At 74.4% G+C, this 14,861-nt stretch carries 1 protein-coding gene; it reads right to left on the bottom strand.

The window, feature by feature from the left end:
• Positions 1-271 precede the first annotated feature (271 nt).
• Positions 272-14,821, bottom strand: coding sequence for a type I polyketide synthase (locus tag IEY91_RS05845; protein ID WP_373287895.1), 14,550 nt, complete (start codon positions 14,819-14,821; stop codon positions 272-274).
• Positions 14,822-14,861 lie beyond the last annotated feature (40 nt).

Raw genomic sequence — 14,861 nt, 5'->3', positions numbered from 1 at the left:
CGTGTGCCGCACCTGCCGGCATACAACGGACCTGTCCGCAGCCGTTTTCTCGATGACGCTATGGGGGCCCTATACGACCAACAACCCCTACCCTCCCCCTACTCGCCCCTACGGGATTGCCTCGAATTGAGGCCGGGGGCGAGTGATCGACAAAGGGGGTGGATAGGGGCTGCCGGTTCAATTAATTACCCTTGACAGGTGCTCCTTGTCCATTCATTGGCCGTATTGGTTACGTGGCTTTGGCTACACGGCGACGGTTTCCTGACCGACGTCAGCCGCGGCCGAGTTGCTTCTTGATGAAGGCGAGCATCTCGTCGTCGCTGGCGGCCGCGAGTTGCTCGCCGACGTCGCCTCCGTCGCCGGTGGTGTCGGTCCCGCCGCCCGGCTGTCCCCCGCCGCTCTTCCAGCGGTCGAGGGCTGCTTGGAGGCGTACGGCCACCTTGGTGCGGGTGATCTCGTCGGCCGCGCCGGCCGAGCCGGCCGCCGCGAGGCTGCCTTCGAGCCGGTCGAGGTCGCCGAGGAGCAGCGTGGCCGGGTCGGCGGCGTCGGGGGCGAGTTCGGTGCGCAGGCAGTCGGCGAGCGCCGTGGGGGTCGGGTGGTCGAAGACCACGGTGGCGGGCAGGACGAGGCCGGTGAGGGCGTTGACGCGGTTGCGCAGTTCGACGGCGGTGAGGGAGTCGAAGCCCAGCTCGCGGAAGGCGCGGGTGGGTTCGACGGCCGCTGCGCCGCTGTAGCCGAGGACGGCGGCGACCTGCTCGCAGACGAGGTCGAGCAGCAGCCGTTCCTGTTCGGCGCGTTGCAGCGACGCGAGCTTCGCCACCAGTTCCGGCCCCTGCCCGGCGGCCGGTCCGCCGGTGCCGCCGTCGGCCGGCGCGGCGGCCGAAAGCCGCTCCACCTCAGGGAGTTCGGCGTACAGCCTGCTCGGCCGCACCGCGGTGAAGGCGGGCGCGTACTGCTGCCAGTCGACGTCGGCCACCAGGACGGCGGTGCGGTCCTGGGTGAGGAGCCGCTTGAGGGCGGCGATGGCGCGGTCCGGCTCCAGGGGCGGGATCGCGCCGCCGCGCAGCCGCTCGGCGGCCACGCCCTCGGCGGCCATGCCGCTGCCCGCCCACGGGCCCCAGGCCACGGAGGTGGCGGTCAGGCCGCGGGCCCGGCGCGCGTGCGCGAGCCCGTCGAGGAAGGCGTTGGCGGCGGCGTAACTGCCCTGCCCCGCACCTCCCGCGACCCCGGCGAACGACGAGAACAGCACGAACGCCGACAGGTCCAGACCGGCCGTCAGCTCGTCCAGGTGGCGCGCGGATTCCGCCTTGGCGCGGAACACGGTGGCGAGCCTCTCGGGCGTCATCGCGTCGAGCACGCCGTCGTCCAGGACTCCGGCGGCGTGGAACACGGCGGTCAGCGGCGCGTCGCCGCCGCCGCCGTTGCCACCCTCGCCGCCGTCCCCGTCGCCGATCTCGTCCAGGAGGCGCGCCAGCGCCTCGCGGTCGGCCGCGTCGCAGGCCGCGACGGTGACTCGTACGCCCAACTCCTCCAGCTCGGTACGGAGTTCGAGGGCGCCGGGTGCGTCGGGGCCGCTCCTGCTCGTCAGTACGAGATGGTCGGCGCCCTCGTGCGCGAGCCACCGCGCGACATGCCGGCCGAGCGCGCCCGTGCCACCGGTCACGAGGACCGTGCCGCGCGGCGTCCACTCCCCGACCGTGTCGCCGTCGAGCGGGGCCGCCGCCCGTACGACGCGGCGTCCGAACGCTCCGCACCCGCGCACCGCCACCTGGTCCTCCCCGGCCCACGCGCCGCCGAGGACACGGCCGAGCCGGGTCACCGCCGCCGTGTCGGCCGCGTCGGGCAGGTCGACGAGGCCGCCCCAGCGCTCCGGGTACTCCAGCGCGGCGACCCGGCCGAGCCCCCACAGCGCCGCCCGCCCGGGGGCGGTGTGCGCGTCGGCGTGGCCGACGGCGACGGCGTCGCGGGTGGCGCACCACAGGGGCGCGTCGACGCCCGCGTCGCCCAGTGCCTGGATCAGGGCCAGCGTGAGCGCGACCTCCGTCGGTACGGCACCGCTGTCGTGCGGTGCGCCGCCGTCGGCTGTGGCCAGGAGCGACAACACACCGCTGAACACGGCCGCGCCGCCCGGCTCCCCGACCGCCGTGCGCAGGGCCGCGCCGAGCGCGTCCCGGCCGGTGGCGTCCGCGGGCACTCCCACCGTCACCGCACGCGCGCCGTGCTCGGCCAGCAGCGCGGTGACGGCCGCACTCCACGACGTGTCCGCATGCCCTTCCGGTACGACGACGAGCCAGTCGCCCGTCAGCTTCCCTGCCGCCGCCTCGGCAAGCGGCGTCCAGGACTCGCGGTAGCTCCACCTGTCGAGCGTGGAGGTCTCGCGCCGCTGCTTGCGCCAGGCCGTCAGCGCGGGCAGCACCTCGGTGAGGGGCGCGTCGTCCGGCACGTGCAGGGTCTTGGCCAGCTCGGCCAGGTCCTCGCTCTCCACCGTCTCCCAGAACCGCGACTCCACCTCGTCGGCGGTCACGGCTCCGTCCACGGCCGTCGTGTCCACCGCCGCCTCCAGCCAGTAGTGCCGGTGCTGGAAGGCGTACGTGGGCAACTCGACGCGGCGGCGCGCCTCGGCCGGGGCGTACAGCGGCGCCCAGTCGACCTCGACGCCGCGCACGTACGCCGTGGCAAGGGCGGTCAGGAACGTGTCGGCCTCGGGGCGGTCCTTGCGCAGGGCGGCGATCAGGCCCGCCTGCGCGGCCGGGTCGACGACGGTGTCGTGGGCCATCGCGGTCAGGACCGCGTCGGGGCCGAGTTCGACGACCGTGGACACGCCCTGTGCGGTGAGCGTGGTCAGACCGTCGTGGAAGCGGACGGCCTCGCGGATGTGCCGGACCCAGTAGCCGGGGTCCTTCAACTCGTCGGCGGTGGCGAGCTTCCCGGTCAGGTTGGACACGACGGACAGCGCCGCGTCCTGATACGTCAGCCCCTCGGCCACACGCCGGAAGTCATCGAGCACCGGGTCCATGAGGGGCGAGTGGAAGGCATGGGACACCTTCAGCCAGCGCACCTTGCGGCCCTGGCCGCGAAGGATCTCCTCCAGGCCCTCCAGAACCGCACGGTCACCGGAGAGCACGACCTGGGCGGGACCATTCACGGCCGCCAGGCCGACACGGTCCGACACCTCATCGAGCAGCGGCAGGACGTCACTCTCGGCCGCCTGCACGGCGAGCATCGCGCCGCCCTCGGGCAGTGCCTGCATCAACCGGCCACGCGCGGCCACCAGTTGGGCCGCGTCCTCCAAGGACCACACTCCGGCTACGTACGCAGCCGTCAGCTCGCCGATGGAATGCCCGCCGACAATCTCGGGGCGCACCCCGAACGACTCGGCCAGGCGGAACAGGGCCACCTCGACGGCGAACAGCGCGGGCTGCGCGTACCCCGTCTGCTCCAACAGCCCCGCATCCGTACCGAACATGACCTCCTTGAGCGGTCGGTCAAGCAACCCGTCCAGGTGCGCGCAGACCTCGTCCAGCGCGTCCGCGAACACCGGGAAGGCCTCGTACAACTCCCGGCCCATACCGAGCCGCTGGCTCCCCTGCCCGGTGAAGACCACCCCGAGGCGGCCCTCGACAACGGACCCCGACACGACACCCGAGCCGTCACCGGAGGCCAAGGCCTCCAACCCGGACAGGAACTGTCCTGGTCCCCGGCCCCACACCACAGCCCGGTGTTCGAGGGGTGAGCGGCCCGTGTCGAGCGACCAGCCCAGGTCGGTGAGTGCGGTGCGGTCCGCCGCGAGGGCGGGGTCGGCGAGGAGACGTTCGCGCAGGCGGCCGGCCTGGGCGCGGAGGGCGTCCGCGTCGCGGGCCGAGACCGGCCACGGCACGGCGACGTCGGCCGTGGCTGCCGGGTCGGGCCGCTGGGGCTCGGCTTCGGCGGGCTTGGCGCGTCGCCGGGGGGCCTGCTCCACGACGACGTGGGCGTTCGTGCCGCTGACGCCGAACGACGAGACTCCGGCGCGGCGCGGCGCGCCGTCACGGTCGGGCCAGTCGCGGGCCCGGTCGAGCAGTTCGACGGTTCCGGCGGACCAGTCCACGTGGGAGCTGGGCCGGTCGACGTGCAGGGTCTGCGGCAGGACGCCGTGGCGCATCGCCATGACCATCTTGATGACGCCCGCGACACCGGCGGCGGCCTGGGTGTGGCCGATGTTGGACTTCACCGAGCCGAGGAGCAGCGGCCGGTCCGCGGGCCGGTCCTGTCCGTAGGTGGCGATGAGGGCCTGCGCCTCGATGGGGTCGCCGAGGCTGGTGCCGGTGCCGTGGCCCTCCACCGCGTCGATCTGCTCGGGGGCGAGGCGGGCGTTGGCGAGGGCCTGGCTGATCACGCGCTGCTGGGACGGGCCGTTGGGGGCGGTCAGGCCGTTGCTGGCGCCGTCCTGGTTGACCGCCGAGCCGCGTACGACCGCGAGGACCTCGTGGCCGTTGCGGCGCGCGTCCGACAGGCGCTCCAGGAGCAGCAGGCCCGCGCCCTCGCCCCAGCCGGTGCCGTCGGCCGCGTCCGCGTACGGCTTGCAGCGGCCGTCGGAGGCGAGGCCGCCCTGGCGGCTGAACTCGTCGAAGGCACCGGCCGTCGCCATGACGGTGACGCCACCGGCGAGGGCGAGGTCGCACTCGCCCTGCCGCAGGGCCTGCGCCGCGAGGTGCAGGGCGACGAGGGACGACGAGCAGGCCGTGTCGACGGTCACCGCCGGGCCTTCGAGGCCGAAGGAGTAGGCGAGGCGGCCGGAAATGACACTGCCGGACGTGCCCGTCATGAGGTGTCCCTCGACGCCCTCGGGGACGCTGTCGAGCCCGGTCGCGTACCCCTGGAAGCCCGATCCGACGAACACGCCGGTCGGCGTGCCGCGCAGGGACTTGGGGGCGACGCCGATGCGTTCGAACAGTTCCCAGGTGGTCTCCAGGAGGATCCGCTGCTGCGGGTCCATGGCCAGGGCCTCGCGGGGCGAGATGCCGAAGAGTCCGGCGTCGAACTCCGAGGCGTCGTAGACGAAGCCGCCCTCGGGCTTGTAGCGCGCGGCGCCGTCGAGCTGCCAGCCGCGGTCGGCGGGGAAGACGGAGATGGCGTCGGTGCCGTCGACGAGCAGTTGCCACAGCCCCTCGGGGGTGCTTGCGCCGCCGGGGAAGCGGCAGCTCATCGACACGATGGCGATGGGGTCGTCGGCCACGTCGGAGGGCTCCGCCGCGCGGGCGGGGGCCGCCGTCGCGGCGACCGCGCCGCCGGACAGTTCCGCCAGCAAGTGGCGGGCGAGGACCTCGGGCGACGGGTGGTCGAAGACGACCGTCGCGGACAGGGAGACCTCGGTGGCGGCGGTGAGGCGGTTGCGGAGTTCGACGGCGGTGAGGGAGTCGAAGCCCAACTCGCGGAAGGCGCGGGTGGGTTCGACGGCGTCGGCTCCGGCGTAGCCGAGTGCGGCGGCCGCCTCGGTCCGTACGAGGTCGAGGACCAGGCGCTGCCGCTCGGCCTCCGGGAGCCCGGTGAGCCGGGAGGCCCACTCCGAGACGGGCTCGCCGCCGCCCGCAGGGGTGACCGTTGACTGCCGTCGCTGGGGACGCAGTTCGGGCAGGCCGCCGAGGAAGGCGCTGGACCGTGCGGCCGTGAAGGTGGGCGCGAAGCGCTCCCAGTCCACGTCCGCGACCGTCAGGCACGTCTCGTCGTACGCGAGTGCCTGCGCGAGCGCGCCGACGGCCAGGTCGGGCCCGAGCAGCGCGACACCGCGGCGGCGCAGGTGCTCCTCGGCCTCGGCGGTGGCGGCCATGCCGCTGCCGCCCCAGGCGCCCCAGGCGACCGAGGTGGCCGCCTGACCGCGGGCGCGGCGGCGCTCGGCGATGGCGTCGAGGAAGGCGTTGGCCGCGGCGTATCCGGCCTGGCCGCCGCTGCCCCAGACGGCGGCGATGGAGGAGAACAGCACGAAGGCGTCGAGTTCGGCGTCGCCCAGGAGCTCGTCGAGGTGGGCCGCGCCCGCCGCCTTGGCGTCCAGCGCTTCGGCGAGGTCCGCCGGCGCCGTGTCGGCGAGGGCGAGCGCGGGGCTCACGCCGGCGGCGTGGAAGACGGAGCGGAGGGTGTGCCCGTCGGCGGCCAGCTCGTCGAGGAGTGCGGCGACGGCTGTGCGGTCGGCGATGTCGCAGGCCGCGACCGTGGCCTCGGCTCCCAACTCCTCCAGTTCCGACATGAGTTCAGCGGCGCCCGGCGCGTCGAGGCCGCGGCGGCTGGTGAGGACGAGGTGCTCGGCACCCTCGCGCGCCAGCCAGCGCGCGACGTGTGCGCCGAGGGCGCCTGTGCCGCCGGTGATCAGAGCGGTGCCGCGTGGCGTCCACGCGTGGGGCCGGCGGGTGTCCAGTGGTGCGTGGGTGAGGCGGCGTACGAAGAGTCCGGAGCCGCGTACGGCCACCTGGTCCTCGAAGCCGGTGCCTGCGCCTGCGCCTGCGCCTGCGCCACGGTCTGCCTGGCCGTCGGCTTCGGCATCGGCGTTGGCCGGGATGCCCGCCAAGGCTGTGGCGAGTCGGGCCGCCGTACGGCTGTCGGGGGTCTGCGGCAGGTCGATGAGGCCGCCCCAGCGCTCGGGGTGTTCCAGGGCCACGACGCGTCCCAGGCCCCACAGTTGGGCTTGGGCGGGGCTTGCGAGGCGGTCGCTGCGGCCGGTGGAGACAGCTCCGGTGGAGACGGCCCAGAGGCGGGCGCCGATCTCGGCGTCGCCGAGGGCCTGCACGAGGGCGACGGTGGCCGCGAGGCCGGTGGGGAGCACGGGGTGTGCGGGGTGCGGGTGCTCGACGAGGGCGAGCAGGGAGACCACGCCTGCGATCTGCTCGTCCTCGCCGGAGCCGTCGGAGGCGTACGCACCCAAGCGTTCAGCCAGAGCCTCGCGGTTCGACTCCGCGCTGCTGACGCGGAGTTCGGCGAAGGTCGCCCCGGCCTGCGTCAGCGCGTCCGTGACACCCGCCACCCACACATGGGCGGCCGCCTCCTCGGGAACGACAACGAGCCAACGCCCGGCCAGAACCGGCCCCGGAAGAGCACCGCTCGCCAGCGGCTTCCAGGTGACCCGATAACGCCAACTGTCAAGCGTCGACCGCTCACGCCGCTGCCGCCGCCACGACGACAGCGCGGGCAGCACAGCACCCAGTTCGGCGGACGCGGAACCGTCCGCCACCTCCAGCTCGGCCGCCAGACCCTCCAGGTCCTCGCGCTCCACGGCCTCCCAGAACCGCACCTCCACCTCGTCCTGCGCGGGTGCCGATGCGCTGCCTGCCGTACGCCCGTCCACGAGCCAGAAGTGCTCGCGCTGGAAGGCGTACGTGGGCAGGTCGACGGTGGCGCGGGCGCCGGGGAAGAGGGCCTTCCAGTCCAGCTCGGCGCCGTACACATGGGCTTCGGCGACGGCCTCCATGAGGCGGTGCGCACCGCCTTCGTCCCGGCGCAGGGAGCCGAGCGCGACCGCCGGGGCGCCCGTGGCGTCGATGGCGGCCCGGACCGGCGCCGTGAGCACGGGGTGCGGGCTCATTTCCACGAACAGCCCGTGGCCCTCGGCGATCAGTCCGTCGACGGCCTGCCCGAAGAGGACGGGCTGCCGCAGGTTCCGGTACCAGTACGCCGCGTCCATGGGGGTGCCCGGCTGCAGCCACTCCCCCGTCACCGTGGAGAACACCGGGACATCGGCAGGGCGCGCCACCACGGGGGCGAGCACCTGGGTCAAGTGGGCTTCCACTACCTCCACTTGGGCGCCATGCGCGGCGTGGTCCACACCGAGCGGGGCGGCTTGGACGTCCTGGGCGGCGCACGCGGCGACCAGTTCCTCCAGTGCCTCGGCCTCGCCGGACACCACGACCTGGGCGGGGCCGTCGACGGCCGCGACCGCGATCCGGTCGCCCCACGCGGCGATCAGCTCCCGCGTCTCCTGTTCCGACAGCGGTACGGACACCATGGCGCCCTTGCCCGACAGTTCACGGACTGCCTGGCTCCGCAGGGCCACCACGCGTGCCGCGTCCGCGAGCGACAGCGCGCCCGCCACGTACGCGGCCGCGATCTCGCCCGGACCGTGGCCCACCACGGCGGCGGGCTCGACACCCGCGGCCCGCCACACCGCGGCAAGCGACACCAGTACCGCGAACAGGACGGGCTCGACCACGTCCACCTCGTCGAACCGCTCCCCGCTCAACTCCTCAAGCAGGTCCCAGTCCACGAAGTCGGACAGCGCGTCCGCGCACTCCCGCATCCGCTCCGCGAACAACGGGGAATCGTCGAGGAGTTCACGCGCCATACCGGCCCACTGCGCACCCTGCGCCCCCGGGAACACGAACACCGGGCGGACCGTGCCACCGCCGCCCCGTGCCGCCTGTCCCGTGACGACGTTCCGCGCGGGTGAGCCGTCCCGCGCGAGGCGCTCAAGCCCGGCGAGCAGTTCCTCGCGGTCCCGGCCGAGTACGACACCTCGGTGCTCGAACCGCGAGCGCGCCACCGCCAACGACCAGCCGACGTCACCCACACCCACCTCGGCATGCGCCAGGAGGTGTTCACGAAGCCGGGCGGCCTGCTCCCGCAGGGCTTCCGGGGTCTTCGCCGACAGGGCCAGCGGCGCCACGCGCGTCGGCGACTCACCGCCGGCGGAAGCCTCGTCCGGCCGCGTCGACTCGTCCGCCGACACCGGCTCCACAGCCGCATGCGGTGCCTGCTCCACGATCACGTGTGCGTTCGTACCGCTCACGCCGAACGCCGAGACGCCCGCGCGCCGAGGCAAGCCGCCGCGCTCCGGCCAGTCCCGCGCCCCCGTGAGCAGCTCGACCGCGCCCGCCGACCAGTCCACCTCGGACGACGGGGCGTCCACGTGCAGCGTCCGGGGCAGCACGCCGTGCCGCATCGCCATGACCATCTTCATGACACCGGCGACACCGGCGGCGGCCTGTGTGTGCCCGATGTTGGACTTGATGGAGCCGAGCCACAGGGGCTCGTCGGCCGACCGCTCCTTGCCGTACGTGGCGAGGAGGGCCTGCGCCTCGATGGGGTCACCCAGCGTCGTACCGGTGCCGTGCGCCTCGACGGCGTCGACGTCACCGGCCGCCAGTCCCGCGTTCGCCAGCGCCGCCCGGATCACCCGCCGCTGCGAGGGACCGTTCGGCGCGGTCAGACCATTGCTCGCACCGTCCTGGTTCACCGCGGAACCCCGTACGACCGCAAGCACCCGATGACCGAGCCGCCGAGCATCCGAGAGCCGCTCGACCAGCAGCATGCCGACGCCCTCGCCCCAGCCCGTGCCGTCCGCCGCCTCCGCGAACGCCTTGCACCGGCCATCGACAGCGAGCCCGCGCTGACGGCTGAACTCCACGAACGTGGCGGGGGTCGACATCACCGAGACACCGCCCGCGAGCGCCATCGTGCACTCGCCGCGGCGCAGCGCCTGACCTGCCAGATGCAGGGCGACGAGCGACGACGAGCAGGCCGTGTCGACCGTCACCGCCGGGCCTTCGAGACCGAACGTGTAGGAGATGCGGCCGGAGGCGACGCTCGCGGCGTTGCCGATGCCGAGGTAGCCCTCGACCTCGTCGGGGACGTGGTCGACTCCGGCGGTGTAGTCCTGGCCGTTGGTGCCCGCGAACACGCCGATCTGGCTGCCGCCCAGCAAGGCCGGGTCGATCCCGGCGCGCTCGAACGCCTCCCAGGAGGTTTCGAGCAGGAGCCGCTGCTGCGGGTCCATGGCGAGGGCCTCGCGCGGGTTGATGCCGAAGAACTTGGCGTCGAAGCGTCCGGCGTCGTAGAGGAATCCGCCTTCGCGGACGTAGGAGGTGCCGGTCTGTCCGGCGTCGGAGTGGAAGAGGCCCTCGGTGTCCCAGCCGCGGTCGTCGGGGAATCCGGCGATCGCGTCGACGCCGTCGGCCACCAGGCGCCACAGGTCCTCGGGGCTGCGTACGCCGCCGGGGAAGCGGCAGCTCATGCCGATGATGGCGAGGGGTTCGTCGTCGGCCGCGGGGGCCGCCGTGGTGGCGGGCAGCGCGGTCGCGGTCTCGTCCCCGAAGAGTTCGGTGTGCAGGTGAGCGGCCAGCGTGGTCGCCGTGGGGTGGTCGAAGACCAGGGTGGTGGGCAGTTTGAGGCCGGTGGCCGCGCCGATGAGGTTGCGCAGTTCGACCGCCGTGAGCGAGTCGAAGCCCAGCTCGCGGAAGGCGCGGGTGACGTGTACGTCGTCGGGGCTCGGATAGCCGAGGACGTCGGCCGCCTGGGCGCGCACCAGGTCCAGGAGGGCGGCCTCGCGGTCCGCCGGGGCCAGGGCTGCGAGCCGGTCGGCGAGCGCGTTCGCGGGGACGCCTGCCGTTGGGCCCGCGGTGTCCGTGACGTCCGTGAGGGCCGCGTGCGCCTCCGCCACGTCCGCGAAGAGGCGGCTGGGGCGGGCGGCGGTGAAGCCGGGCGCGTACTGGGCCCAGTCGATGTCCACGACGACGGGCAGCGCCTGATCGTGGCCGAGGGCCCGGTGCAGGGCGTTGATCGCGAGGTCCGGGTCCATCGGCGGCATCACGCCGTGCCGCAGCCGCTCGGCCGCCGCGCCCTCGGCGGCCATGCCGGTGCCGTCCCACGGGCCCCAGGCGACGGACGTCGCCGCGTGCCCGGCGGCCCGCCGGGACTCGGCGAGCGCGTCCAGGGCCGCGTTGGCGGCGGCGTAGCCTCCCTGGCCCGCGCCGCCCGCGACGCCCGCGAAGGAGGAGAAGAGGACGAACGCCGACAGGTCCGCGTCGCGGGTCAGTTCGTCCAGGTGCCGGGCCGACTCCACCTTCGCGCGGAACACGGTGGCAAGCCGGTCCCCGGTGAGGCCGTCGAGCACGCCGTCGTCCAGGACTCCGGCCGTGTGGAACACGCCCGTCAGCGGTACATCGGCGGGTATCTCGGCGAGCAGCCGGGCGAGCGCGTCCCGGTCGGAGACGTCGCAGGCCGCGACCGTCACCCGTACACCCAACTCCTCCAGTTCGGTGCGGAGTTCGGGGGCGCCGGGGGCGTCCGGGCCGCGTCGGCTCGTCAGGACGAGGTGCTCGGCGCCCTCGCGTGCCAGCCAGCGCGCGACGTGTGCGCCGAGGGCGCCCGTGCCGCCGGTGACCAGGACCGTGCCGCGCGACGACCACTCCTGGCCCCGCTCGTCGCCGAGGGGAGCGCGCACCAACCGGCGTACGAAGACGCCCGACGCGCGCACCGCCACCTGGTCCTCGCCCTCGGGGTTCCCGAGGATCCGGGCGAGGCTCGTGGCGGCGGCCGTGTCGGCGGTTTCGGGGAGGTCGACGAGGCCGCCCCAGGTCTGCGGGTATTCCAGGGCAGCGACGCGGCCGAGGCCCCAGACGCTCGCCTGGGCGGGGTCGGCAGCCGTCTCGGAGGGGGTCGTCGTCACCGCGCCGTGGGTCGCCGCCCAGACGGTGGCGGTGCTGTTCGCGTCACCGAGCGCCTGGAGCAGAACTGCCGTGCGCAGAGCGGGTGTTGCGAGGTCCTGAGGCTCGCCCGCCGGCGCCGGGAGCGACAGGACGCCGTCCCACGCCGCCGCCTCGTGCTGACGCAGCAGTTCGGCGAGTGCCGGGCGGTCGGTCGCGGTGGCCTTCGGGACGCGTACGACGGTGACGCGGGCGCCGCCCGCGGTGAGGGCGCGTTCGGCGGTGGCGCTCCACGCGAGGTCGGCGGGCTCGTCGGGGACGAGCACGGCCCAGGTGCCCGTGAGGGCGGGGTCGCCACCAGGGGGCAGCGGGTTCCACGTGACGCGGTAATTCCAGGCGTCCAGGGTGGACGTGGCGCGCTGCCTGCGCCGCCAGGCCGTCAGGGCGGGCAGGACCGAGGTGAGCGGGGCGTCGTCGGGCACGTCCAGGGCGCCGGTGAGTTCCGCGAGGTCCTCGTGCTCGACGGCCTCCCAGAAGCGGGCCTCGGCGCCGTCGGCGGGGGCCGGGCCCGTGGTGGCGTGGCCGGGGGCGGTCGGCGGGTTCGTGTCCAGCCAGTAGCGCTGGTGCTGGAAGGCGTACGTGGGCAGCGCCACGCGGCGGCGCGCTCCCGTGGGGGCGTACAGCGGGGTCCAGTCGACGGTGGCGCCGCGCACGTGCAGGCGGGCCAGGGCGGCGCGGAAGGTGTCGGGCTCGGGCCGGTCGCGGCGCAGCGCGGCGACGAGGCCGGACTGGGCCTCGGGGCCGGTGAGGGTGTCGTGCGCCATCGCGGTGAGGACGGCGTCGGGGCCCAGTTCGAGGAACGTCGTGACGCCGAAGTCGGCGAGGGCGACCAGGCCGTCGTGGAAGCGGACGGCCTCGCGGACGTGCCGCACCCAGTACTCGGGGTCCTTCAGCTCGGCAGCCGTGGCGAGGCGTCCGGTCACGTTCGACACCAGCGGCAGCGCCGGGTCGTGGTACGTGAGGCCCTGCGCGACCTGGCGGAACTCGTCGAGCATCGGCGCCATCAGCGGCGAGTGGAAGGCGTGGCTGACCTTGAGCCAGCGGGTCTTGCGGCCCTCGGCGCGCAGCTGTCCCGCCAGGTCCTCCAGGACGCCGCGGTCGCCGGAGAGCACGACCTGCGTGGGGCCGTTGACGGCGGCGAGGCCCACCCACTCGGCGACCTCCTCCACCAGCGGCGTCACCTCGGCCTCGGACGCCTGGACGGCGAGCATGGCGCCGCCGCGGGGCAGCGCCTGCATCAACCGGCCGCGCGCGCCCACCAGTCGGGCCGCGTCCTCCAGGGACCACAGGCCCGCGACGTGCGCGGCGGCCAGCTCGCCCACCGAGTGGCCGCCGAGGATCTCGGGGCGGACCCCGAAGGTCTCCGCGAGCCGGAAGAGGGCCACCTCGACGGCGAACAGCGCGGGCTGCGCGTACCCCGTCCGCTCAAGGAGTTCGGCGTCCGTGCCGAACATGACGTCCTTCAGGGGGCGGTCGAGGAGCGAGTCCAGGTGGCCGCACACCTCGTCGAGGGCCGCGGCGAAGGCGGGGAACGTCTCGTACAGCTCCCGTCCCATGCCGACGCGCTGGCTGCCCTGGCCGGTGAAGAGGACACCGAGGCGGCCCTCGGTCACCGTGCCGGTCACGGTTCCCGGGGCGGGCGTTTCGGCGGCCAGGGATTCCAGGCCCTGAAGGAGCTGATGGCGGTCCTCTCCGAGGAGCACCGCGCGGTGTTCGAAGGCCGAGCGGCCGGTGGCGAGGGTCCAGCCCAAGTCGGCTCGTCCGGCGTCGTCGGCGGCCAGGTCGGGGTCGGCGAGCAGGTGCTCGCGCAGCCGGGCGGCCTGGGCGCGCAGCGCCTTGGGGGTGCGGCCGGAGACGGGCCAGGGGGCGGGGCCGAGGGCGGGGCGCACGCCGACACCTGCCGCCACCTCCGCGTCACCGGCGGCCACTTCGGGACCGGCGTTCCCGGCCGAACCTTCCGAGTCGGGAGCGTCCTGCGCCTCCGCCGCGTCGGTGGGTGCCTGCTCGACGATGACGTGCGCGTTGGTGCCGCTGACGCCGAACGACGAGACGCCCGCGCGGCGCGGCCCCTCCTCGCGCTCCGGCCACTGCCGGGGCTCGGTGAGCAGCTCGACGGCGCCGGCCGACCAGTCGACGTGGGACGTCGGCCGGTCCACGTGCAGGGTGCCGGGCAGCAGCCCGTGGCGCATCGCCATGACCATCTTGATGACACCGGCGGCGCCCGCGGCGGCCTGGGTGTGCCCCAGGTTGGACTTCACGGAGCCGAGCCACAGCGGCCGGGTGCGCGGCCGTCCTTGTCCGTACGTGGCAAGCAGCGCCTGAGCCTCGATGGGGTCGCCGAGCGTGGTGCCCGTACCGTGCGCCTCGACGGCGTCTACGTCACCGGCCGTCAGACCCGCGTTCGCCAACGCCGCGCGGATGACGCGCTGCTGGGCGGGCCCGTTGGGGGCGGTGAGGCCGTTGCTCGCGCCGTCCTGGTTGACGGCGGAGCCGCTGACGACCGCGAGGACCTCGTGCCCGTTGCGGCGCGCGTCCGACAACCGCTCAAGGAGGAGCAGACCGACACCCTCGCCCCAGCCCGTGCCGTCCGCCGCCTCCGCGAACGCCTTGCAGCGGCCGTCGGCGGCCATGCCGCGCTGGCGGCTGAACTCCACGAAGGCGGTGGGCGTGGACATGAGGGACACGCCGCCCGCGAGCGCGAGTCCGCACTCGCCCTGACGCAGGGCCTGCGCGGCCAGGTGCAGGGCGACCAGGGACGACGAGCAGGCCGTGTCGATGGTGACGGCCGGGCCTTCCAGGCCCAGGCTGTAGGAGAGGCGGCCGGAGACGACGGCCGCGGTGTTGCCGGTGCCCGAGTAGCCCTCGGTGCTGTCGGCGGCGTCGGCGACGACGGCCGTGTAGTCCTGGCCGTTGGTGCCGGTGAACACGCCGGTGCGGCTGCCGCGCAGGCTCAACGGGTCGATGCCTGCCCGCTCGACGGCCTCCCACGCGGTCTCCAGGAGGAGGCGCTGCTGCGGGTCCATGGCGCGTGCCTCACGCGGCGAGATCCCGAAGAAGCCCGCGTCGAACTCGTCGGCCGCGTACACGAACCCGCCCTCGCGGGCGTAGGTGGTGCCCTGGTGGTCGGGGTCGGGGTGGTAGAGCCCGGCCGTGTCCCAGCCGCGGTTCGGCGGGAACGCGGACACGGTGTCCACGCCGTCGCGCACAAGGCGCCACAGTTCCTCGGGGGTGCTCGCGCCGCCGGGGAAGCGGCAGCTCATCGCGATGATCGCGACCGGCTCCGCATCCTTGGACTCAAGTTCGCGCACCCGCCGACGCGTCGTGTGCAGATCCGCCGTCACCTGCTTGAGAAGCCGGCGGATTTTGTCGTCGTTCACCATCTGGCCTAGCTCCTAGAGACAAGTCGGTTCGGAGAGT

This window comes from Streptomyces lasiicapitis (assembly GCF_014646335.1).
In the GTDB taxonomy this organism is placed as follows: Bacteria; Actinomycetota; Actinomycetes; order Streptomycetales; family Streptomycetaceae; genus Streptomyces; species Streptomyces lasiicapitis.
The sequence above is the reverse complement of the archived record's forward strand: the minus strand, read 5'-3'. Positions and strand labels throughout refer to the sequence as shown.